This is a genomic window from Azospirillum lipoferum (assembly GCF_024170005.1).
Taxonomy (GTDB): Bacteria; Pseudomonadota; Alphaproteobacteria; order Azospirillales; family Azospirillaceae; genus Azospirillum; species Azospirillum lipoferum.
The window spans coordinates 101,816-125,207 of sequence record NZ_JALJXJ010000008.1; the positions used below are offsets into that span (position 1 = coordinate 101,816).

The 23,392-nt window shown below is 70.9% G+C and carries 15 protein-coding genes; 4 read left to right on the forward strand and 11 right to left on the reverse strand.

What is annotated here, in order from left to right; translation table 11 throughout:
- Window positions 1-6: 6 nt before the first annotated feature.
- Window positions 7-858 carry a tetratricopeptide repeat protein gene (locus tag J2848_RS18745; protein WP_149234620.1) on the forward strand — a complete coding sequence of 284 codons (852 nt, stop codon included), beginning with the start codon at window positions 7-9 and terminating at the stop codon, window positions 856-858.
- A 212-nt stretch (window positions 859-1,070) separates the two neighbouring features.
- Entirely contained in the window at window positions 1,071-1,940 is an 870-nt protein-coding gene (locus J2848_RS18750) for an alpha/beta fold hydrolase (protein ID WP_149234619.1), read from the forward strand.
- Window positions 1,941-2,018: 78 nt separating this feature from the next.
- On the opposite strand, the gene trxA is transcribed toward J2848_RS18750, so the two are convergent.
- From trxA to J2848_RS18785, 7 genes are all read right to left on the reverse strand, one after another.
- Window positions 2,019-2,342, reverse strand: coding sequence for a thioredoxin TrxA (trxA, locus tag J2848_RS18755; protein WP_149234618.1), 324 nt, complete (start codon window positions 2,340-2,342; stop codon window positions 2,019-2,021).
- A gap of 149 nt (window positions 2,343-2,491) precedes the next feature.
- Window positions 2,492-6,016 carry a double-strand break repair helicase AddA gene (gene addA, locus J2848_RS18760; RefSeq protein ID WP_149234617.1) on the reverse strand — a complete coding sequence of 1,175 codons (3,525 nt, stop codon included), beginning with the start codon at window positions 6,014-6,016 and terminating at the stop codon, window positions 2,492-2,494.
- Between the two features lie 172 nt (window positions 6,017-6,188).
- On the reverse strand, window positions 6,189-9,152 hold the full coding sequence (gene addB, locus J2848_RS18765; RefSeq protein ID WP_149234616.1) for a double-strand break repair protein AddB: 2,964 nt from the start codon (window positions 9,150-9,152) through the stop codon (window positions 6,189-6,191).
- A 60-nt stretch (window positions 9,153-9,212) separates the two neighbouring features.
- A complete protein-coding gene (locus tag J2848_RS18770; RefSeq protein ID WP_149234615.1) occupies window positions 9,213-9,965 on the reverse strand; it encodes a nucleotidyltransferase family protein in 753 nt (250 codons plus the stop codon).
- Between the two features lies 1 nt (window position 9,966).
- Window positions 9,967-11,007, reverse strand: coding sequence for an aminoglycoside phosphotransferase family protein (locus tag J2848_RS18775; RefSeq protein WP_246194329.1), 1,041 nt, complete (start codon window positions 11,005-11,007; stop codon window positions 9,967-9,969).
- Window positions 11,007-11,489, reverse strand: coding sequence for a tRNA (adenosine(37)-N6)-threonylcarbamoyltransferase complex ATPase subunit type 1 TsaE (gene tsaE, locus J2848_RS18780; protein ID WP_211103311.1), 483 nt, complete (start codon window positions 11,487-11,489; stop codon window positions 11,007-11,009). Before tsaE ends, J2848_RS18775 begins: the two co-directional genes overlap by 1 nt.
- Before the next feature lie 57 nt (window positions 11,490-11,546).
- Window positions 11,547-11,975, reverse strand: coding sequence for a hypothetical protein (locus J2848_RS18785; RefSeq protein ID WP_149234614.1), 429 nt, complete (start codon window positions 11,973-11,975; stop codon window positions 11,547-11,549).
- Window positions 11,976-12,289: 314 nt separating this feature from the next.
- On the opposite strand from J2848_RS18785, the gene J2848_RS18790 reads away from it, so the two are divergent.
- Window positions 12,290-13,327 carry an NAD(P)/FAD-dependent oxidoreductase gene (locus J2848_RS18790; protein WP_149234613.1) on the forward strand — a complete coding sequence of 346 codons (1,038 nt, stop codon included), beginning with the start codon at window positions 12,290-12,292 and terminating at the stop codon, window positions 13,325-13,327.
- A gap of 98 nt (window positions 13,328-13,425) precedes the next feature.
- Here the strand turns inward: J2848_RS18790 and J2848_RS18795 are convergent, their stop codons facing one another.
- The 4 genes from J2848_RS18795 to coaBC all read right to left on the reverse strand — a co-directional run bounded on the left by J2848_RS18795 (window position 13,426) and on the right by coaBC (window position 21,541).
- Window positions 13,426-15,618 (reverse strand): PAS domain-containing sensor histidine kinase, encoded by a 2,193-nt coding sequence (locus tag J2848_RS18795; RefSeq protein ID WP_246194327.1) that lies wholly within the window; start codon window positions 15,616-15,618, stop codon window positions 13,426-13,428.
- A gap of 259 nt (window positions 15,619-15,877) precedes the next feature.
- On the reverse strand, window positions 15,878-19,705 hold the full coding sequence (locus J2848_RS35950) for a hybrid sensor histidine kinase/response regulator (RefSeq protein ID WP_149234611.1): 3,828 nt from the start codon (window positions 19,703-19,705) through the stop codon (window positions 15,878-15,880).
- 97 nt (window positions 19,706-19,802) lie between these two features.
- Window positions 19,803-20,258, reverse strand: a complete 456-nt coding sequence (gene dut / locus J2848_RS18815; RefSeq protein WP_149234610.1) for a dUTP diphosphatase — start codon at window positions 20,256-20,258, stop codon at window positions 19,803-19,805.
- Between the two features lie 47 nt (window positions 20,259-20,305).
- Entirely contained in the window at window positions 20,306-21,541 is a 1,236-nt protein-coding gene (coaBC, locus tag J2848_RS18820; RefSeq protein ID WP_149234609.1) for a bifunctional phosphopantothenoylcysteine decarboxylase/phosphopantothenate--cysteine ligase CoaBC, read from the reverse strand.
- 222 nt (window positions 21,542-21,763) lie between these two features.
- On the opposite strand from coaBC, the gene J2848_RS18825 reads away from it, so the two are divergent.
- Window positions 21,764-23,185, forward strand: coding sequence for a sigma-54-dependent transcriptional regulator (locus tag J2848_RS18825; protein ID WP_149234608.1), 1,422 nt, complete (start codon window positions 21,764-21,766; stop codon window positions 23,183-23,185).
- The last annotated feature ends 207 nt before the right edge of the window (window positions 23,186-23,392 follow it).

A 23,392-nucleotide genomic window follows, 5' to 3' on the forward strand; every position in this document is an offset into this window, starting at 1 on the left:
GGCACCATGACCCGACGCAATCCCTACCTTTCCGCCGCCCTTGCGATGGGGCTTTTCGCAATCCTCCCGGCTCCGCTGACGGCGGCCCAGGCCCCCGCCCCGGCTGCCGCCGCTCCCGCCGCCGGCGCCTCCTCCGCTCTCGACCGCAACCGGGAGCTGCAGGCCTGCGCCGCCAAGGCGGAGGCCAATCCCGACGGCGCCCTGGCCGACGCCAGACGCTGGCAGGAGCAGGGCGGCGGCGATTCCGCCAAGCTCTGCGGGGCGCTGGCGCTGTTCCACGCCGGCGACTTCAAGGCGGCCGGTACCCAGATGGAGGCGCTGGTGCCGACGCTGGGCAAGGACGATCCCAGGGCCGCTGCCTCGCTGCTCGGCCGGGCCGGCTGGGCGTGGCTGCGGGCCGGCGACCAGGGGCGGGCGGAGCGGCTCTACAGCGCCGCCCTCGACAAGACGCCGGACGACATCGACCTGCTGATCGACCGCGCCTTCGCCCGTGCCGAGGGCGAACGCTTCTGGGACGCCATCACCGACCTGGACGCGGCACTGTCGCGCGACCCGAAGCGGGCCGACGCCTATCTCTACCGGGCGAGTGCCCACAAGGCGCTGTCCAACTACCGGCAGGCGCTGGCCGACATCGATCAGGCGCTGGAACTGAAGCCTGGCGACCCGGAGGCGATCCTGCTGCGCGGCAACGTCAAGGCGCTGGGTGGCAACCTGGGGGCAGCGCGCGACGACTGGTCGCTGGCCCGTCGCGTCGCCCCCGACAGCGAATGGGGCCGCGCCGCCGCCGACAATCTTGCCCGCACCGCGGAGGTGGCGGGGGCGGCAGGTAAGGATACGGCAAAGCCGAAGTCTCCCTGATACCCGTTGGTGTCTGGGGTAAAAACGCCTGACCTCAAGACTTTCCCCGATACAGGTACGGGCCGCCGACGTTCCTCTGCGGTCCGTTTTGCCGTCCGCCCTCACCGCCGTCCTTACCAGATCGGTGGAGGAACTTCGCCGCCCGTGCCGCCATTTTCCTGTTCAATGCTGGTTCCTGTTCAATGCTGGAAAGGGAAAGCGGGGAGGGTACGATGTTCGAAGGATTCGCGCTGGAGACCGTCGAACTGCCGGACGCGACCCTGCGGGTCCGGCATGGCGGGCAGGGCAGTCCGGTCCTGCTGCTCCACGGCCATCCGCGCACCCATGCGACCTGGCATCGGGTGGCGCCGCTGCTGGCGGCCTCCCACAGCGTGGTCTGCCCGGACCTGCGGGGGTTCGGCCAGTCGTCGAAGCCGGCGGACCGGCCGGATCACGCCAATTCCTCCAAACGGGCCAAGGCGCTGGATTGCCTCGCCCTGATGCGGCACCTCGGCTTCGAGCGCTTCGCCGTCGTCGGCCACGACCGCGGGTCCTATACGGCGTTCCGTCTGGCGATGGACCATCCCGCCGCCGTCACCCGCCTCGCGCTGCTCGACGGCGTACCGATCTGGGAGGCCCTGGAGCGGTGCGATGCCCGCTTTGCCCGCGCCTGGTGGCACTGGTTCTTCTACGCCCAGCCGGACAAGCCGGAGCGCGCCATCCTGGCCGATCCCGATGCCTGGTATGGCGGCTCGGCAGACGCGATGGGGCAGGAGGCCTACCGGGATTTCCGCGCGGCCATCCATGATCCTGCCACCGTGCACGGCATGCTGGAGGATTACCGCGCCGGGCTGGGCATCGACCGCGACCACGATGCGGCCGACCGCGCGGCCGGACGGCGGCTGGCTTGTCCGGTGCTGGCCCTGTGGTCGTTGCGGGACGATCTGGAGGAACTCTACGGTGACGTTCTGGCAGTCTGGCGACCCTGGGCGCCGGACCTGCGTGGGCGCGGCCTGGATTGCGGCCACCACATGGCGGAGGAGCTGCCCGACGAACTGGCTCGGAAGCTTCTGGATTTCCTCGGCACTCCGTCGGCCGGATAAAACGGCCCAACGGAAAAGCCCCGCCGCGGTGGCCGCGGGCGGGGCTTTTCCTTACCTGAACTCTGTCCAGATGCCGGCTTACAGCGCCGAGTCGACCCACTGGAACAGCGCACCCTTGGGCAGGGCGCCGATCTTGGTGGCGGCGACGCTGCCGTCCTTGAACAGCATCAGGGTCGGGATGCCGCGCACGCCGTACTTGCCCGGGGTGCCCGGGTTCTCGTCGATGTTCAGCTTGGCGACCGTGACCTTGCCCTCATACTCGCCGGCCAGCTCGTCGAGCGCCGGGGCGATCATCTTGCAGGGGCCGCACCATTCCGCCCAGAAATCGACCAGGACCGGGCCGCTGGCCTTCAGGACGTCCTGCTCGAAGCTGTCGTCGGTAACCTTGATGGTGGTGCTCATGTGACCTCTTGCCTTGAGTCGGAAGCGCCGCGGACCGGTTGTGAAAGGCCGGCGGGCATCGCCCCGTCAGTGGAATTGAGCAAAATGTAGGGCGGAGGCGCCCGGCCGGTCAAGTCACCCCATCTTTTGGGTGACCCACCGGCCGGCCCTCACCCCGCCCGCGGCGCCAGCCCCGCTGCCGCCGCGTCCAGCACCGACGGCGGCAGCTCCATGGTGTAGGGACCGTCGGTCCACAGCAGGACACAGCGCACCCGCCGCCCCGGATAGACCGCCCGCAACGCCTCGCGGTAGGCCGCCATCTGGCGCCGGTAAACCATTGGTACGTCTTCCAGATCCCGCGGCGGCGGCCGGTTGGTCTTGTAGTCGACGATCCACACCGTATCGCCGGTCAGCGCCAGCCGGTCGATGCGTCCGGCTAGCGCCCGGCTGCCGTCGCCCAGCGCCACCACGCCGATCAGCGGCACCTCCGCCCGCGAGCCGGGGCCGAACAGATGCGCGAACTCCGCATGGCTCAGCACCGCCAGCGTCTCCCGCGCGATGGCGTCCTGCTGTTCCGGCGTCAGCTTGTGCGCCGGCCGGGCCAGGAAGCGGCGGCAGGCGGCGTCCCGCGCCTCTTCGGCCAGATTGGGCAGCGTCTGCAACAGCCGGTGCACCAGCAGGCCGCGGCGGAAGCGCTGGCCGTCGTCGTTGCCGAGCGGCGAGCGCACCGCCGGCTCCTCGCCGTCCGGCCGCGACGGGGTGAGCGGGCGCGACGGCTCCGGCTCGCCCGGCGCCGGTTCGCCGATCCAGGGCGGCGGCGGTTCGGCCGCCACGCTGTCCTCGATCTCGACATGGCGCGGCACCACGGCGGTCTGGGCGCCGACCAGCCGCCAGCCCTCTCCCGCCCAGCCGTCGGGGCAGAGGCCGGTGAAGTCGAAGGGGTGCGGCACGCCGTTGTCGCGCATCGCCTCCTCGACCAGCCGGTACCAGCAATCGTCGGACGGCTCGCGCTTGCCCTGATGGCCGCAGATGTAGAGGCGGTCCTCCGCCCGCGTCAGCGCGACATAGAGCAGCCGGCGGTATTCCTGGTCGCGCCGCCGGTTGGCCCGCGCCCGTGCCTCGGCGCACAGCCCGTCCTCCTGGCTGCGCCGGGCGGCGAACAGCGGCACCGGGCAATCGTCGTCCGGCCATAGGATCGGCGGGCTCTGGGTCGGGCTGCCCAGCGTGTCGGGCAGGAAGACGATCGGTGCCTGCAACCCCTTGGATCCGTGGACGGTCATGATCCGCACGGTGCCGCCGCCCTGTTCCAGCTCGCGCTTGATCTCGGCGTCGCTGGCCGCCAGCCAGGCCAGGAAATTCTGCAACGACGGTGGTTCGGTCTTCTCGAAGGCGAGGCAGACGGCCAGGAACTCCTCCAGCGGGTCCTGGGCATCGGGGCCGAGCCGCTTCAGGATCGCGCGGCGCCCCGACCGCTCATCGGCCGGGCAGGGCCGGTTCAAGAGTCCGGCGAACAGCTCATAGGGGGCGGAGAAGTCGGTGCGCGCCAGCAGGTCGCCCAGATAGCGACGGGCCGGGCGGAACTCCGGCTCGATCTCCGCCAGCGCGACCAGCGAGCGCCACAGCGTGCCGCGCCGGCCATGGGCGATGCGGAACAGCGCCTCTTCGCTCAAGCCCACCAGCGGCCCCTTCAACACTGTGGCGAGCGTCAGGTCGTCGTCGGGCAGCAGCAGGAAATCGGACAGCGCCACCAGATCCATGACGGCGAGCTGTTCGGTCAGCACCATGCGGTCGACGCCGGCCACCGGCACGCCGCGGTCCTTCAGCGCCCGCACCAGTTCGGTGACGAAGGCGGTGCGGCGGCGGACCAGCACCATGACGTCGCCGGGCTGCACCGGCCGGCCCTTGGCCTCCAGCTTCTCGCCGCTGTCGATCCAGCGATGCACCGTCGCCGCGATGACCGAGGCGAGGCGGGCGGACGGCGAATCGGCGGACTCGCGCGCCACCGGCGGCGCCCAGGCCGGCATCTCGATGGCCTCGGCCGGTTTCACCGGCGGCCAAAGCTCGACCAACCCGGCCTGTCCGCGGCGGAAGGCGCGGTGGCGGATGGTGGGGCTGGCGTCGGACGCCACGCCGTCGCGGGCGCGGTCGAGCGCGAAGACGGCATCCACCGTCTCCAGCACGGCGGAGGTCGAGCGGAAGGAGATGTCGAGGTCGACCCCCGCCCACAGCCGCTCGGCCGACTCCGCCTTCTCCTGGAAATGGCGGCGCATGCGGGCGAATTCCGCTGGATCGGCGCGCTGGAAGCTGAAGATCGACTGTTTCTCGTCGCCCACCGCGAAGACGGTGCGGATCTTGCCGTCCGGCGCAGCGGCCTCCAGTTCGGCGAAGAACTCGCCGGCCAGCGCCGCGACGATGGCCCACTGGTCGGGATTGGTGTCCTGCGCCTCGTCGATCAGTATGTGGTCGAGACCGCCGTCCAGCTTGTACAGCACCCAGGGCACCCGTGGCGCCTTGCCGTCGCCGCCGCTCAGCAGCCGGTTGGCCGCCAGGATCAAATCGTCGTAATCCAGCAGGGCGCGGGCCGCCTTGCGGTCGCGGTAGGCGTCCAGCATCGCCTGCGCCAGCGTCAGCAGGGCGGTGGTCGAGGCGGCGACCCCGGCGGCCTTCACCCGCTCCGAGATCTCCACCAGCCGCTCGGCCTCCTTCTGCAGGGACAAGAGCGCCTGCGGGTAGGCGGTGGCCGGCTTCTTGGTCATCAGCGTCTTGCGCGGACTGCCCTCGGCGGTCAGGAACAGCCGCCTGTAGGCTTCGAAGGCGCGTACCCGGCGGTCGGCGGCGTCCAGCCAGTGCTGGATGGCGATGCCGCGTTCCTGGTCGCTGGCACTGCCGCCCGACAGCGCCCGGCAGGCCTCGCGCAGGGCCGGCGGCTCGCACTGGTCGTCGTGGCAGGCGTGGGTGAGGATCGACTCCTCGGTCACGCCCGGCGGCACCTTCAGCGTGTCGTGGATGGCGTCGATCAGCCCGTCCAGCCCATGGAAGTCCTTGAGCAGCCTTTCCACCTGCCCGCGCTGGCCGGCCAGCTCCGCCAGCAGCCCGGCGAAATCCTCGGCATTCAGCTCGCCGGTCAGCCGGCCCATGGCGCGGCCGAGCGGGCTGTCCGGCTCGGTCCGGCCGGCATGCAGCACGGCGTCGCGCGCCTCGGTCAGCAGCCCGTCGGCGGTGCGGTCATCCATCACGTCGAAATGCGGCGCCAGTTCGGCTTCCAGCGGGAAGCGGCGCAGCAGCGACTGGCAGAAGGCGTGGATGGTCTGGATCTTCATGCCGCCGGGGCAGTCCACCACCTGGGCGAACAGGCGGCGCGCGTTCAGCCGCGCCTCCATGGTCGGCCGCTCGCCGCACAGGTCGGCCAGCCGGTCCTCCAGCGCCTCGTCGGGCAGGGTGGCCCACAGGCCGAGCGTCCGGTTGATGCGGATCGCCATTTCCGCCGCGGCGGCCTTGGTGAAGGTCAGGCACAGGATGCGCGCCGGCGGCGTGCCGGACAGCATCAGCCGCAGCACCCGGTCGGTCAGCACCTTGGTCTTCCCCGACCCGGCCGAGGCGCCGACCCACACCGACGCCGTCGGATCGGATGCCCGCCGCTGCGCCACGTTGGGATCGAGCGGCAAGGTTCGGGAGGGCTGGTCGGTCATGGTCATGGGCGATGCTTCCGGTGCCGGAGCAGGCGTTTATCCCCTCTCCCCCCCGGGGAGAGGGTTAGGGTGAGGGGGATGCGTAGCAGGATTTTCGGGGCAGGCACGCAATGCTTCCCCCTCACCCCGACCCTCTCCCCAGGGGGGAGAGGGAGAATTCCGCCGACACCACTCCCCATCACTCGCCCTCCCCGCCGCCCGAGGACCATTCCTGGACGCGGGCCAGATGCGCATAGTCCGTATACCGCGGCGCCATCGCCGGCCGAGGACGGGAGCGGTAGGGGGTCTCCGGATCGTCGAACTGCGCGATCAGCGCCTCCAGACCTGCCCGTGCCTGATCGCCCAGTGCCGCCGGGTCGCCCTTCACCGGCTTCTCCTCGCCGGCCGGGTCGCCGCCGGACAGGCGCCAGAAGGTCAGCTCCGCCACCGCGCCCTTGTCCACCCCGCTGAACCCGCCGGCGGCGGCAATCGCGGCCTCCAGCGGCAGCTGCGGGGCGAAGCCAAGCTCGATCTCGCGCGCGCTCGGCGGGGTGCCGGTCTTGTAGTCGATCACCACCAGCCCGTCGGGGCCGCGGTCGATGCGGTCGGCCTTGGCGGTCAGGGCGAAGGGGCCGCCGGGACCGGACAGCTCCAGCCGGCCGGGCACTTCCGTTCCCAGCGGACGGATGCGGGGGCGGCGCTCGCGCTCCAGATCGACGAACCAGCCGGCCACCCGCTCGAAACGCGGCCACCAGAAGGCCCAGACGTCGGGATGGCTGCGCAGCAGCGGGCCGAACCGCTCGCGCCCCAGCGCGATCAGCCGGTCGAGCGCGTCATGCGGCAGCGGCCCCGGATGCTCGCGGACGAAGGCATCGAGCGTGTCGTGGATGATCTGGCCGCGGTCGGACGCCCCCGGATCGGCGGCGATGGGGTCGAGCGCCCGCAGCCGCAGGGCATGGCGGGCATAGATGGCGTAGGGATCGCGCATCCAGGTCTCGATCTCCGTCACCGACAGCTTGCGCGGCCGGGCGGTCAGCGGCGGGCGCGGTTCGGGGGCGGACACCGGCTGCACCCGCTCCGGCTCGTCCAGCCCGCGCGCCCAGCCGAGCCAGCAGGCCCCGCGCTCTTCGATCACACCATCGAGATCCAGCGCCCGCAGCACGGTTTCCAGCCGCAAGAGCCAGCGCGACGGCACGGTCGGCGTGCCCTCCACCCGCGCCGCGCGGGTCAGCACCACCTCCGGCGCGCCGCAGGCATGGGCGAAGTCGTGGGCCGACATGCCGACCAGCCGTTCCGGGCTGGGCAGGCCGAAATCGCGCCGCATCGGCCGCGACATCCACGGATCGGCGGAGGCCGCCGGCGGCCAGGTCCCCTCGTTCAGCCCGCCCAGGATGGTCAGGTCGAGATGCTGGAGGCGCGCCTCCATCGGACCCAGGATGAACAGGCGCGGGTGCAGGCCGTAGCGGGGGCGCACCGCCCGCGCGCTCATCAGCGCATCGAGCAGCGCCGGGTAATCCTTGGCCGGTATCGCCGGGAAGCCCTCGGTCGCATCCAGCAGATCTTCCAGGAAGCGCGACGCCTCCTCGCCGTCGTCCTGCCGCCACAGCCGCTCCTTCCCCTCCTGTTCGTCGTCGGCGGCGAGTGATTCGCAGAAGGCGACGTGGGCGCGCAGCAGGTCGGCCAGCGGAGTCTCGCTGTTCAGCGCCTCCAGGAAGGGGGTGGCGCGCTGGCCGATGTCAACCAGCCATGTGCGCAGGAACTCCTGCTGCTCCTCATGGTCGAAATGGTCGGCCTGCTCCAGCGCCGCCAGCACGCCGTCGAAGCCCTCCGCCGGGCGGGGACCGCGCAGCACGATGCGCTCCAGCGCGCGGGCGGCGGCGCGGAAATCCGCCGAGTCGCGGCCGCCCGCCGCCATCGGGTGCTTGGCGAGCGCCAGCAGCGCCAGCGGGTGCACCCGGCTCGCCGCCAGCTCCGCCGTCAGCCGCAGATAGGTGCCGACGGCGGTGTGGGCCAGCGGCTGGCCGCCGGAGTCGTTGACCAGGATGCCCCATCGTGCCAGCGCCATGGCGACCCGGCGCCCCAGGTTGCGGTCGGGGGTGATGAGGGCGGCGGTCTTCGTCGGCGTTTCCAGCGCATGGCGCATCAGCAGCGCGATGACCTGCGCCTCTTCCTCCGATGTCGCGGCGTCGATGCGGGTCAGCCCGTCAAGCGCCGAAGCCTCCACCCCGGACAGCTCGCGCCAGCCCTCGGTGGTCGCCGCCGGCCGCATCGCCTCGGCGATCAGGCGGGCGCGGGCGCCGCGCGGCTCCGGCGCGTCGGTCCAGGGCTGTACCTCGTCGCGGGTAACCCCCAGCAGGCGGATCAGCTGTGACAGTCCATGCTGCGGGTGGGACTCGTCGTCGGCGATGGCGTCCCAGATCACGTCGTCGGCGCCGGTGTCGAGGCCGGGCAGCACCACCGCCCCCTGCGGCAGCCGGGCGATGACCGATAGCAGGTCGGACGCGGCGACGATGGAGCCGGTGGAGCCGGCGGCGATCACCATGCCCGGCGGCGGAGCGGCCTGCCACAGGGCGGCCTGCGTCTCCAGCGCCAGATTGCGGCGCTTGGCCGGGTCGGTCTCGCCGCTCGACTCGAGAATGGCGGGCCACACCTCGGTGATGATGCGCAGGAATTTCAGCGTGACCTGCCAGTGCTCGGCGTAATCCTCCGGCACCAGCGACTCGAGCTTGTCGAAGGCGGCGCGCTCGGTCCACACCGCGTCGATCAGCCGGCCGAGGTCGGCGCCCAGCCGCACCGCCTGCGCCGTGGTCGCCGACAGCCCCTCGGCCCCCAGGATCAGCCGGGCCAGCGTCATCTGCCGGTTCAGCGGCGAGATGGCTTCCGGCAGGTCGAGCGGGACGTCGGGCAACTCCTCTTCGGTCAGGCTGAGGTCGCCGGCATCCAGCTCGCCCAGCGGCGCCATCCGTGGCAGCAGTGTCGGCTGCCCGCCGGACCGCCGCAGGAAGGCGGCCTGCAACGACCGGCAGGCGCGCCGCGTCGGCAGCAGCACGGTGACGCCGGCCAGCGCCATCGGATCGCCACCGACCCGTTCCATGATCCCCGCCGCCAGCATGTCGACGAAGGGCGCACCCGCGGGGATGCTGTAGACTTTGGGGTCGGTCATGAGCCTGCGATCAGATCCAGGGATGAACTGCTTGCCGGTGAGTATAAGGGAAGGCCGCCCTCAATGCGCCACCGCCCGCACGCCGCCGATGGCCAGCAGATCCTCGGCTTCCCGGAGCCCGGCGGGCGTGCCGATGTGGAACCACAGCCCGTCATGCGCGAGGCCGAACAGCCGTCCCGCCGCCTGGGCGCGGTCCCAGATCAGGTTGGTGGAGAAGGCGCCGTCGGGGGTGTCGGCGGCGAACAGCTCCGGCTTGACGATCTGCACCCCGGCATAGACGAAAGGCGCCAACTCGCGCTCGCCGCGGCGGGTCAGCCCGCCCAGCGGGTCCATGTGATAGTCGCCGAGCCCGTCATAGCCGACCGACCTGGTGGTCGCCATCAGCAGGAGCAGCGCGTCCATCTCCGCCGGGTTCCAGTGCGCTGCCAGGCGGCGCAGCGCCGGGATCGGCCCGTCCAGCCAGAAGATGTCGGCGTTCACCGTATAGACCGGCGCCGTGCCGAGATGGGGCAGCGCCTTCTTCACCCCGCCGCCGGTCTCCAGCAGGGTCTCCTCCGGCGACAAGGTGATGGCGGGGGCGGTGCGGTCCTTCAGATGCTCGCCGATCATGGCGCCGAGATAGTGGCTGTTGACCACCGCCCGGCCGACGCCGGCCTCGGCCAGCCGGTCGAGCGCATGGTCCAGCATCGGCTTGCCCAGCACCGGGATCAACGGCTTCGGCCTGTGGTTGGTCAGCGGCCGCATGCGCAGGCCCTGGCCGGCGGCCAGCACCATGGCTGTCTGGGGCGCGGTTTCTGGAATGGTCGCAGTCATCTCAGATCATCTCCGGAACGACGAAGGCGGCACGGGCGGCTGGCGGCAGATGGCGGTCGAACCAGCCGGCGACCGGGGCCAGCGCCGGTTTCGCCAGCTGGGCCTCCAGCAGGCGCCAGACCCGCGGCAGATGGACGAGGTAGGACCGCCGCCCCTGGCTCAGCGCCAGACGGACGAAGATGGCGACGATCCGCGCGTGGCGCACGGCGCCCAGCACCGCCATGGCGCGGCGGAAGGCAGCGGCATCGGTCTCGGGGAAGGCGGCGAGATAGCGCGCGACCATCGCGTCCGCCAGATCGGGCGCCACGTCGCGCCGCGCATCCTCCAGCAGGGAGACGAGGTCGTAGGCCCGCGGCCCCCAGCCGGCGCCCTGGAAGTCGATCAGCCCGGCGGCCTTCACGCCGGGCCGCGGCAGCCGCAGCAGATTGTCGACATGATAGTCGCGCAGCAGGAGCGACGGCGCCCCGGCGCAGACCGGCTCCAGCACCGTCCGCCAGGCAGTATCGAAATCGGAACGATCCTTTTCGCTCAACGGCTGTCCCAGGACCACCGGCACATAGGCGTCGATGAACAGCCGGGTCTGGGCGATGAACAGGTTCGGGTCGTAGACGGGCAGGGCGAGGCGTTGCGCCGCCCCCTCCGGCCAGCCGCGGTGGATGGTGATCAGCGCGTCGGTCGCCATCTCGTAGAGCGGCTGCGGATCGGCGCCAGCGGCGAGCAGGCGAGTGAATGTTTCGTTTCCGAAATCATCCTGTATCGCCAGACCGCGTTTTACATCGGATGCGATCACGCCGGGAACCGACAGCCCGATGGCGCTCAGTTCGGCGCCGATGGCGATGAAGGGGACGAGGTCTTCGGCCGGGGCCGGCGTGTCGACCAGGATCAGCGTGCCGCCATCCGCCTTGCGCAGCCGCTCGTACCGCCGGGCGGAGGCATCGCCGGCCAGCGGTTCCCGCGCCGCGTCGGACAGCCCGTTGGCGGCCAGGAAGGCGGCGATCTCGGCTTCCCGCGCGGAAGAGACGGCAGCTATCACGGGGGCCATCACAGCGTCCAGTCGGCGGCGGCGACCCGTGCCGCCAGCGCGCCATGGCCGGTCAGCGTCGCGCGGCGGGCATCCGGCCCGTCATGCCGCATCGTTACCTCCACCCGGTCGGGCGGCAGCAGCGGGCCCAGCCGGTCCGGCCATTCGACCAGCGCCACCGCCTCGGCCCGCGCATCGTCCCAGCCCAGTTCGTACACCTCGTCCGGCCCCGACAGGCGGTAGAGGTCGAAATGCCAGACCGGGCCGATGGCGGTGTCGTAGGTCTGCACCAGGGTGAAGGTGGGGGACGGCACCTCGGCGTCCTCATGGGTGACGCTGCGGATCAGCGCGCGTGACAGCGCCGACTTGCCGGCGCCGAGGTCGCCGCGCAGGGCCACGAGGTCGCCCGGCCGCAGGATGGCGCCCAGCCGCCGGCCCAGCGCCGCAGTGGCGGCCTCGTCCGGCAGTGGGACGGCGACGGTATGGAGGGGAGTGTCCGACATGGCGCGGATACTGTGCGAAGCCGCTGTCCGCCCGCAAGCTGGAAAGAAGAGGAGGAGTTACCGCCCGACCCGCCGCTTGGGCGACAGCCGGTCTGCCGCCGCCGATCCGGCGCCTTCCGCGCCGCCGGCCACCACCAGCCTTGGCGCCTTGTTGAAGTTCATGGTGATCATCAGCGTCAGCGCGCCGTTGATCAGGTGCAGCATCTTGTCGGATGCCACTGGCAGGGGGATGCGCCGGCCCATGCAATAGCCGACCAGCGCCGCCGTCACTTCGGTTTCGGGAAGGCCCAGCTCGGTCACCACGCCGTTGTCGTCGGTGATGGTCAGGCGGGTTTCGATGCCTTCCTGCTCCGGCCCCTCATGGCGGTGATAGACGACCTTGGACACGGTGCCGACCGGCAGCGTGTCCTTCACCCGGCGCCGGCGGTCCAGCACGGCCCGCACGACCTCCTGGTCGGTGAAGACCAGACAGCGAAGTTCCTTCATCCCAGGCCTCCACCCAAGCTGGCATGTGGGCCAAACTAGCATGCGGGCAGATCTCTGAACTGGGTAGCCCGGATATCCGCCGCAAGCCTGTACTCTCGGCCCCGCCACCGCCGAGCGCAATCAACAAATTTAAGCGAATTTAAGCAAAATTGTCTCGTCATTGGAGCCCCGTGCCACGTGCGCTCTTGCGCGACACAGCACCGCCTTGCCCTTGCTGGGGGTTGACCCGGCCGGGAAATGCGGACAATGGAAGGACCGTTCGCCGGGCTTTCATCCTCCTCCATCCGGCACCCCGTCTCAAGGAAATGGCTTCCATGTCGCAGACCGCCTCCAGCAACGATGTCCTCACCACCGATGTCGTCATCGTCGGCGCCGGCCCCGTCGGGCTGTTCGCCGTGTTCGAATGCGGCATGCTGAAGATGCGCTGCCATGTGGTGGACGCGCTGGACATGGTCGGCGGCCAGTGCACGGCGCTCTACCCGGAAAAGCCGATCTACGACATTCCCGCCCACCCCTCGATCGAGGCGGCCGACCTGATCGACCGGCTGGCGGAGCAGGCGGCCCCCTTCTCGCCCACCTACCATCTTGGCCAGCAGGTGGAAAAGCTGACCCGCCAGGACAGCGGGCGCTGGCTGGTGGAGACCAGCATCGGCACGAAGATCGACACCCAGGCGGTCGTCATCGCCGCCGGCAGCGGCGCCTTCGGTCCCAACCGCCCGCCGCTCGACGGGCTGGAGGCCTATGAGGGCAAGTCCGTCTTCTACATGGTGCGCCGCCGCCAGGACTTCGCCGGCAAGAAGGTGGTGATCGCCGGTGGCGGCGACAGCGCGGTCGACTGGGCCATCTCCCTGGCCGACGTGGCGGAGCGAGTCTATGTCGTCCACCGCCGTCCGAAGTTCCGCGCGGCCCCCGAAAGCGTCGCCCGCATGGAAGCCCTGGTGCGCGAGGGCCGGATCGAGATGGTGGTGCCCTATCAGCTCTCCGGCCTGGACGGCGAGAACGGCCGGCTGAGCGCCGTGCGCGTCGCCACGCTGGACGGCGAGGAAAAGGCGCTGCCGGCTGACGCGCTGCTGGCCTTCTTCGGCCTGTCGATGAATCTCGGTCCCATCGCCGACTGGGGCCTGGATCTGGAGCGCAGCCACATCGCCGTCGCCCAGCCCGGCTGCGCCACCAACGTGCCGGGCGTCTTCGCCATCGGCGACATTGCCACATATCCCGGCAAGCTGAAGCTGATCCTCTGCGGCTTCGCCGAAGCAGCGCAGGCCGCCCACGCCATCCGCCCGCTGGTCTATCCCGGCGAGGCGCTGCATTTCGAATATTCCACGTCCAAGGGCGTGCCCGGCGCGGCGTGAATGATTGCCCTCTCCCGCCTCTCGCACAAACGAAGTTTGTGCTGACGGCGTCAGGCGGATCGAAGATCCGCCGAGAGTCCCGGGAGAGGGAGGTAATTTCACCCCGCCCTTACCCCGTTCACCGGCGCGCGAACCGGCATGATGCAGCGGACATGGGCGCTGCGGTACACGCCGCCGCCGCCGGTTTCGTCCAGCTCCAGACGGCCGCCATGCAGTTCCACCACGTTGCGGGCCAGCGAGACGCCCAGCGCCGCCGCCCCCTGCGGGTCGGCGTCGGGCGGGGCGGCGCCGCTGACCGACAGGGTGATGCTGCCGTTCAGCCGCTCGCCGGCCAGACGGATGCGGCGGTCGGGCGGCGGGTTGCGGATGGCGCCCACCACCAGGGTGAACAGCGCCTGCTTCAGCCGCTTGCCGTCGCCCTCCATCTCGCCCAGCGCTTCCGGCGCCACCACCTCCAGCCGCAGACCCTCGCGTCGTGCCCAGTCGCGGGTCAGGCCCGCCACCGAGTCGAGCAGGTCGGGCAGGCTGATCGCGCCGCGGTCCAGCGTGGTGACGCCGGCCCCCAGGCTGGTCAGGTCGACCACGTCGTCGATCAGTTCCAGCAGGCGCTGGCCGGCCGACAGCATGCTGCGCACATACTCCATCTGCCGGGGGTTCAGTTCGCCGAAATACTGGTTCGCCAGCATCTCGGCGAAGCCGATGATGCCGTTCAGCGGTGTCCGCAGATGGTGCGAGACATTGGCGATGAACTCGCTCTTCAGCTGGTCGGCAGCCTCCAGCGCCGCGTTGGAGGCGCGCAGCGCCGTCTCCAGCCGGGCGCCGTCGGTGACGTCGAGATAGCTGTTCAGCACCGCCCCGTCCGGCAGCGGCAGGGTGGAGAATTCCACCACCGACCCGTCGCTGCGCTCCACCCGGCCGGAGCGGACGCTGCGTTCCAGCGTGGCGCCGATCAGCTCCTCCTTCAGCGCCTCCCAGGTGGCGGCCTCGCCCGGCGCCGCCTTGTCGGTGGACGCCATCTCCAGCAGCGGGCGCATGCGTTCGATGACGTCGGCGATGTGCGGTTCGCCATGCAGGTCGCAGTCCTCCAGATCCCAGATGCGGGCGAAGGCCGGGTTGGACAGCTTCAGCCGGCCGTCGCCGCCGAACACGGCGATGCCCTCCGCCAGATTGTCCAGCGTTTCCTGCTGCACCGCCATCAAGGTGTTGTAGGAGGATTCCAGCGCCAGCGTGTTGGTCACATCCTCCAGGATGGTGATCAGCCCGCCCTGCGGATGCGGGGCCGCCAGATGGCGCAGCGCGGTGCCGTCCGGCAGATGCAGCATCTCCTCCACCGGCTCGACCAGATGGGTGTAGCGGGTCAGCCGCTCGCGCTTGAAGGTCTGGTAGTCGGCATATTCCGGCAGACGGCGGCGTGCGCGCAGCTCCTCCAGCAGTTCGGCGTTGGTCGGTCCGCTGCGCAGCCACGCCTCGTCCAGGTCCCACAGCCGGGCATAGGCCTGGTTGAAGAAGGTCAGGCGGGTGTCGGGGCCGAAGATGGCGATGGCGGTGCCCAGCCGTTCCAGCACCTCCGCATGGGCGGTCAGGTGGCGGTCCAACTCGCCGCGCAGCTCCTCCAGCGGGGTGAGGTCGAGCGCGTAGCCGACCACCAGCGTGCCGCCGCCATCGGTCAGCGGCAGCGGCGCCTCCGTCACCTCCAGCAGGCGGCGTTCGGTGCCGATCACCACGGGGGCGCGGTCGGACTGGGCGAAACCGCCGGCGCGCGCCCGTTCGGCCAGCGCCCGGCCGGTGGCGGTCAGTTCCCGCCCCTCGGCCACCACCGTGTCGGGATCGCCGTCGACCGCGCGGGCATAGGCGCGGTTGCACCAGGACAGCCGTAACGAGCGGTCGCGCATCCACACCGGCACCGGCAGCGCGTCGGCCATCGCCTGCAACTCGGCAAGGCGGGAGCGCGTGGCTCCGGCCGCCTGCTCCTGGCGCCGGCTGGCGTCCTGTGCTGCGTCGCTGGCGGCGGTCACATCCTCGATCCATACCACGTCGCACCGGGTGTCGCCCGCCCGTCCGCGCCGGCCGGTCAGAACCAGCCGTCGCCCGTCGGGCGCCACCGCCTCGCAGCGGAAGGACTCGCCGTCGCGGCGCAGGCGGGTCAGGGCAGGGCGGAGGTCGGGTGCCGTCAAGGTATCGGCCATGGCATCGGCGGCGGCGACGCCCAGCAGGGCCGCCGCCTCGTCCGACAGAATGCCCTCGCCCTGGTCGGTCCAGGCGCACCAGGGCTGGGGGGCTGCGGCCAGCATCGCCCGCCAACGGTCACGGTCTGCGGCGTGATCGGCTTGGCGCCGGGGTTCCTTGTTCCAAAAGAAGCCAGCGAGACCGACCACGCTCTTCACCCCCGGGACTGCCGGCGCTTGGTGACTGCCCGGCTGAATCTGTCGAAATGAAACAAGATGCGCAGAGTAGTTCAGCCCTTTCCCACCGACAAGCGAACACCCGTCCGCCTTGCGCCTTTTCGGGTTGCCGTTCGCGTCCAGGTAGATTTCGCTCCGACACGTCCGGTTACGCCATGGTCTCTTCCGGGCTGGGCACCGTCTCTTTCGTGTGACGCTGGGCGTAAATCGCCTTTTCGACCTCCGGGAAGGCCGCGGCCATCGCTTGGGCATGGCGGGAGATGTCCGCGTCGCGCCCCTCGACGATGGCGCGTTCCAGCGCGGTACAGGTGGCGGCCAGCGCCTTCGCCCCCGCCGTCCGCGCCGCCCCGGCGGCCGAATGGGCGGCGGCCCGCGCCTCCTCCCGGTCGCCGTCATCGAGCGCCTGCCGCACCCGCTCCAGTGTCGGACGCGTCGTCTCGATGAAGAAGTCCAGCATGTCGAGTGTCCCGTCGTCCAGGCCGGCCCCCTCCATGCCGCCAAAGGTCTCGCGCACATGCCCGAGGTCGAGAACCGGAAGCGCCTCCCCCGCCACGGCCGGGGCGGGTCCGGGCGCCTCCGGCTCGGGTCCGGGCGCCTCCGGCTGGGGACGGGCCTCCAGCCAGCGGGCCAGCACCTGGGAAAGCTGAGCCAGCGTCACCGGCTTGGCGAGGTAATCGTCCATGCCGGCGGCCAGACAGCGCTCCATCTCGCCGGACAGGGCGTTGGCGGTCATCGCGACGATGGGGGTGCGCCGCTGGCCCTCCCGTTCTTCCGTCCGGATGCGGCGGGCCAGTTCATAGCCATCCATCACCGGCATGTGGCAGTCGGTGATGATCAGCCGGTGCCGGCTGCCGCGCCATGCCGCCAGTGCCTGCTCGCCATCGGCCGCCAGTTCCGCCGCATAGCCCAGCCGGCGCAGCTGGCGCAGCACGACCTGCTGGTTGGTCGGATGGTCCTCCGCCACCAGGATGGGGCCATGGTCCGCGGAAACCGCCGGCCCGTCCGCGACAGCATCGGCACTGGGCCGGGGTGACGGCGGGCAGGCTGGTTCCGCAATGGCGGCATCCGGTGCGGTGCGGCCGGTCAAAATGGCGGCGGCGCGGATCAGGGCGGCGCGGTGGACCGGCTGCACCAGCCCCGCCACCGCCCCCCCCATTACCCCCGAGATGGTGTGGGGAGAGGCGACCGCCGTCCCGCCCATGGCGCCCGTCGCACGTCCGTCGCTCAGCAGAAGCTGCGGCAGGCCGGGTGCGCAGGCGCAGGCCAGCGGTTCCAGCCGGCCGGTCAGCGTCGTGGTGGTCACCAGCAGCCCGAAGCCGCCGCGTTCCAGCTTGGACGCCGCATCGGCCACGGTTGAGGAGGTCGTCACGGTTGCTCCGCCCTGCTCCAGGTAGCAGGCCAGCACGGCGCGCTGCACCTCGTCCTCGTCGGTGACCAGCACGGACAGGCCGGCCAGCGGCGCCGGGTCGGCCGGGATGCTCACCGGCAAGTTCAGGGGCAAGTTCAGGGGCAAGTTCAAGGGCAGGGACCCGGCCGCGCGCGGCAGCTCCACCGTGAACCAGAAGGTCGATCCCTGGCCGGGCACCGAGTCGACGCCGATCCGCCCGCCCATCCGCTCGATCAGCCGGGTGCAGATCGCCAGCCCCAGCCCGGTGCCGCCGAAGCGGCGGGTGGTGGAGCTGTCGGCCTGGCTGAAGGGCTGGAACAGCCGGGCCTGTCCCTCCGGCCCGATGCCGATGCCGCTGTCCTCCACCGCCACATGCAGGCGGACATGGTCCGGCCGAACCGGGTTGGATTTGGTGGGCTCGGCGGTGCCGACGCGCAGCACCACCCGGCCGTGGTCGGTGAATTTGATGGCGTTGCCGGTCAGGTTGAACAGGATCTGGCGCAGCCGGCCGGAGTCGCCGCGCAGCCGCTCCGGCACCGACCGGTCGATGGCGCAGATCAGCGCCAGACCCTTCTGGTGCGCCCGGGGCGCCAGCAGGTCGGCCACCCCCTCCACCAGATCGGCCGGGCGCAGGTCGAGATCCTCCAGATCCAGCTTTCCCGCCTCGATCTTCGACAGATCCAGGATGTCGTCGATGATCCGCAACAGGGCGGCCCCGCTGTCGCGCATGGTGGAGACCAGCGTGCGCTGCTCCTCGTCCAGCGGGGTCAGCGCCATCAGTTCCAGCATGCCCAGCACGCCGTTCATCGGCGTGCGGATCTCGTGGCTCATCGTCGCCAGGAATTCCGCCTTCGACCGGGCGGCGATCTCCGCCTGCTCCTTGGCGTTGCGCAGTGCCTCCTCCGCCTGCTTGCGCGCGGTGATGTCGGTGCTCCAGGCCAGCACCGCCGGCTCGCCCTCGAAGCTGGTGCGCTGAAGGGTCTGCAAGGCCCAGACCCGGCTGCCGTCGGGACGGTCGACCGCCACCTCGGCGTCGCGCACCAGCACGCCGCCGCTCTCCGTATCCCAGTTCTGGCCGGCTCCGCCCCGGCTGATGCTGGCGCCGGGCAGGGCCAACGCATGGCGGCTGCCGACGAAATCGTCCAGCGGCCGGCCGGCCAGCTCGGCGGCGCGGGCGTTGGCGAAGGCGACGGTGCCGTCGGCACGGCCGATCGAGACGCCGACCGGGCTCTGTTCCAGGATGGTGCGCAGCCGCCGCTCGCCGTCGGCCAGCGCGCTTTCGCGGGCCCGGATGGTGGTGACGAAATAGGACAGCGCCCGCGCCATCTCGCCGATCTCGTCCCGGCTGCCGGCCGAACTGGTGGCGGGCAGGTCCAGATCGGGCATCGGGCCTGCCATTCCTGCCGCCTCGGCCGTCTGCACCGCCTGCATGGCGCTGCGCAGCCGGCGCAGCCGCGCCACCACGTTGCGGTGGATGTAGATGAAGATGGCTGCGGCCCCCAGGATCGACAGCACGGCCATGGCGATCACGGCCCGTTCGCCGTCGCGGATCACCCGCTCGAACTCGCCGGACCGCTGGGCGACGTCCTGTTCCACCGCCAGGAAATAGTCGGAGACGATGCCGACCAGCTGGTCCGAGACCGCCTGGTTGCGTGCGGCCGACCGCTTGATCGCCCGTTGCAGCGACAGCTCCGCCTCGCGCAGGGCGAACAGGGGGGAGCGGCCGAACGCCTGCTCCACCAGCTCGCGCTGCAACGGCTCCAGCCGGGCGGCCTGTTCGGCCGGCAGCAGGGCCAGCGCCTCCGCGGCATTGTCCAGCGCGGTGCGGGTGTCGGCCTGGAAGCGGTCCAGCTGGCTGTCGCGGTCGGCCCGCAGTGCTGCCAGCAGCGTGGTCGCCGCCCCGGTCAGCTCGCGGCGCCAGCGCTCCAGCGCCTCGCGGCTGCGCTCCGACGCCTCGGCGTCAGGCAGGCCGGCCCGCAGTTCCATGTGCCAGGGGCCTTCGGCCTCCTGCGACCCGGCGGCTCCCAGCCGTCCGGTCAGGGTGGCCAGAGCCTGGGCGCGGGCACTGGTCTCGGCCGTCAGGGCCAGCTGCTGGCGAACCTGCGCGTTCAGGGTCAGCAGCGTGCCGACCAGCTCGTTCTTGCGGCGGTCCAGCTCGCCCAAGTCGGCACGGCTGCTTTCGGCACGGCTGCTGTCTCCCCTGCCGCCGGCCTGATCGGCAAAGCGCACGCCGCCGCCATGGGCGATCAGCCGGGCCATCAGCTGTTCCAGCCGGACGATCTGGTCGCCCATCCGCGCCATCACCGCTTCGCGCGCGGTCTGGTCCTGGGCGGCGACCAGGGCGGGGGCGATGGCGGCGACGGCGCCGCTCTGCTGCACCAGCTGGGCGGCGGCCACCAATCCCGGCACCTTGGCGGTGGCGATCTGTTCGTAACCCTCGTGGAAGCGGGAGAACAGCGAGACGGCGACGACGCTGGTCGCCGCGGCCAGCCCGCCGATCACCGTCAACCCCGCCAGGATGCGGAACGCCACGCTCCGCCCCAGGGGCCGCCCCAAGGTCCGCCCCAGGATCAGCCGGGGACTCCGCATGCCCACCCCCTAACCGCTGCCGTTCCCACTCCTATCGGCGTGGCGATCATGCCATAGAAAGCGGGGCAGGGGTGGGGCGAAGTCGAGCCCCGTTTTTTCAGGCCAGGCCGGTGGAGCCGAAGCCGCCGGAGCCGCGTGCGGTCTCGTCCAGCGAGGCGACCTCGACCAGCGCCGCCTGCGGCGCCTCGACGATCACCGCCTGGGCGATGCGGTCGCCGCGGGCGATGGTGAAGGGCTCCTCGCCCAGATTGATCAGGCAGACGCCGACCGGCCCGCGGTAATCGCAATCGATCGTGCCCGGCGTGTTCAGCACGGTGACGCCGTTCTTCACCGCCAGCCCGGAGCGCGGCCGGATCTGCATCTCCCACCCCACCGGCAACCCGACGGCGAAGCCGGTCGGGACCAGCACCCGCTTGCCGGGATCCAGCATGACGGGGGCATCCGCCGGCACTGCCGCGCGCAGGTCGAACCCGGCGGCGCCGCTGGTGGCGTAGGCGGGCAGGGGCAGGTCGTCGTTGCCGGGCAGGCGGAGGAAGGCGACGGTGGGGGACATGAGCGGTTCCTGTGTTCGAATGGCTGAAGCAGGAGGGCGGGTAGACGCTACTTCGCCTTCAAATTCGCGTTGAAATGCTCCGCCACCGCTTCGGCCAGCCGGGCGGCGACGGCGTCCTTGGCCATGGTCGGCCAGGACTCCACGCCGTCGGCGCGGATCAGGTGGACGGTGTTGTCGCTGCCGCCGAAGGTGCCAGTGCCGGGCGAGACGTCGTTGGCGACGATCCAGTCGCAGCCCTTGCGGGCGCGCTTGGCGGTGGCATAGGCCAGCACGTCGCCGGTCTCCGCCGCGAAGCCGACCACCAGCGCCGGGCGGCGCTCGCCGGGGCGGGACAGGGTGGCGAGGATGTCGGGGTTCTCGGTCAGCGTCAGGGCCGGCGGGCCGCCGCCGTCCTTCTTCAGCTTGCGGTCGCCGGCCCCCTCGACGCGCCAGTCCGCCACCGCAGCGGCGCAGACGGCGATGTCGGCGGGCAGCGCCGCCTCGCAGGCGGCCAGCATCTCCCGCGCCGTCTCGATATGAGCGACGGTGCAGCCGGCCGGGTCGGGCAGGCGGGTCGGGCCGCTGACCAGCGTCACCGCGGCCCCAAGCTTCGCCAGGGCCACGGCGATGGCGTGCCCCTGCTTGCCCGACGAACGGTTGGCGATGTAGCGCACCGGGTCGATCGGCTCGTGCGTCGGACCGCTGGTGACGATCGCCCGCCGCCCGGCCAGCGGCCGATATGCGGCCTCCGCGAAGAAGCCGGCGATGGCGTCGACGATCTCCATCGGCTCGGCCATGCGGCCGGGGCCGTACTCGTTGCAGGCCATCACCCCGTCATTGGGGCCGATGCGCAGCAACCCGCGGCTTTCCAGCAGCGCCATGTTGGCCCGGGTCGCGGCGTTCTGCCACATGCGCACATTCATCGCCGGGGCGACCAGCACCGGCTTGTCGGTGGCCAGCAGCACGGTGGCGGCCAGATCGTCGGCCATGCCGGCGGCCATGCGCGCCAGCAAATTGGCGGTCGCCGGCGCCACCACCAGCAGGTCGGCCTCGCGCGACAGGCGGATGTGGCCCATCTCCGACTCGTCGGTCAGCGACCACAGGTCCTGGTAGACGGTATCCTCGGTCAGCGCCTGTACCGACAAAGGGGTGACGAAGCGGGCGCCCGCCTCGGTCAGCACCGCCCGCACCGTCACGCCGCGCTCGCGCAGGCGTCGGATCAGCTCCAGGCTCTTGTAGGCGGCGATGCCGCCGGCGATGACCAGCAGAACGCGCTTGCCGGCCAGAATGGCGTGATCGGCCATGCGAACCCCCTCTTCCAGACGCCGCTTGCGGACGCCCTGATGTCCGCTGCTGATAGTTCATCGCGCCGTCCCCGGCAAGCGGCGGGGCGGTGGCGGATTTGGTCCGGCGCCGATTTCGGTGTGTTCGTGGCCGCGCGCATGCGCGTAAAGGTGGGATTTTCGGAATTATCTGTTAGACAATAGGAGCTGTTCCGTCCCCACCGTTCGCGTGTCACCCACAGCATGCCGCCAGGTTCCATCCCCGTCCTGCTGATCGAAGACACGCCGTCGCTGGCCCGTGTCTATGCGGAATACCTGAAAAAGGAATCCCATACCGTCATCTCGGTGGAGACCGGGGCCGACGCGCTGGCTCAGCTGAACGACGGTGCACCGATGGTGGTGCTGCTCGATCTGCAACTGCCGGACATGAACGGGATGGAGGTGCTGAAACGCATCGACGCCCAGGCGTTGCCCTGCGCAGTCATCGTCATCACCGCCCACGGATCGGTGAAGGCGGCGGTGGAGGCGATGCGCTACGGCGCCTATGATTTCCTGGTGAAGCCCTTCTCGGCCGACCGGCTGGTGGTGACGGTCCGCAACGCGATGGAGCGGCTGCGGCTGGCCCAGCTGGTCGACACCTTCGAGAAGGACCTGAACCGCGCCCGCTACCATGGCTTCATCGGCTCGTCGCTGGCGATGCAGGCGGTCTACCGCATCGTCGACAGCGCCGCCTCCTCGCGCGCCACCGTCTTCATCACCGGCGAATCCGGCACCGGCAAGGAGGTCTGCGCCGAGGCGATCCACCGCCAGAGCCAGCGGGCGGCAAGGCCCTTCATCGCCATCAACTGCGGCGCCATCCCGAAGGATCTCATGGAAAGCGAGATCTTCGGCCACATGAAGGGCAGCTTCACCGGCGCTGTCTCCGACCGCGAGGGTGCTGCGGCGCGCGCCGACGGCGGCACCCTGTTCCTGGACGAGATCTGCGAACTGGCGCCCGACCTCCAGACCAAGCTGCTGCGCTTCATCCAGACCGGCACCTTCACGCCCGTCGGCGGGTCGAAGCTGGAGAAGGTCGACCTGCGCATCGTCTGCGCCACCAACCGCGACCCGCTGCGCGAGGTGGAGGAGGGGAGGTTCCGCGAGGATCTCTATTACCGCCTGCACGTCATCCCCATCCATCTGCCGCCGCTGCGCGAGCGCGAGGACGACGTGCTGGAGATCGCCCGCCATTACATGGCGGAATTCGCCAAGGAGGAGAAGAAGGGCTTCACCCGCTTCTCCCCCGACGCCGAACATGCGTTGCGCCACTATCACTGGCCGGGCAACGTCCGCCAGTTGCAGAATGTCGTGCGCATCGTCGCGGTCCTGCATGACGGCGACACGGTGATGCCGGAGATGCTGCCGCCGCCGCTCGGCACGCCGCAGCCGGTGCCGGTTTCCGCCGCGGCCACCGCCGCGCCGGCCGGCACCCTTGCGGCCCCGCGCCCGCCTGTTCCGCTCACGCCGGAGTCGATCAAGCCGCTGTGGGAGGTGGAGAAGGACGCCATCGAGGACGCCATCACCGCCTGCGACGGCAATATTCCGCGCGCCGCCGCCCTGCTGCAGATCAGCGCCTCCACCATCTATCGCAAACGCCTCGCCTGGCAGGCCGAAGGGAAGCTGTAGCTTTCCGGCGATCGGAGTCACGCTTCAGATCGATTCCGGTCTTACGCGACCCGGTCTAACCCTTTATTTCGGCAAGAAGATCCTGTTCATGCCGGGAATCCGCCAAGAAACGGGCTAATCCCCTTCGACAAGGTACCGTCGCCTTGGTCGTAACTCCACTCCGAACTTGGCCGTCGTTAGTCCTATGCCGTGAGATGGAATTGCCCG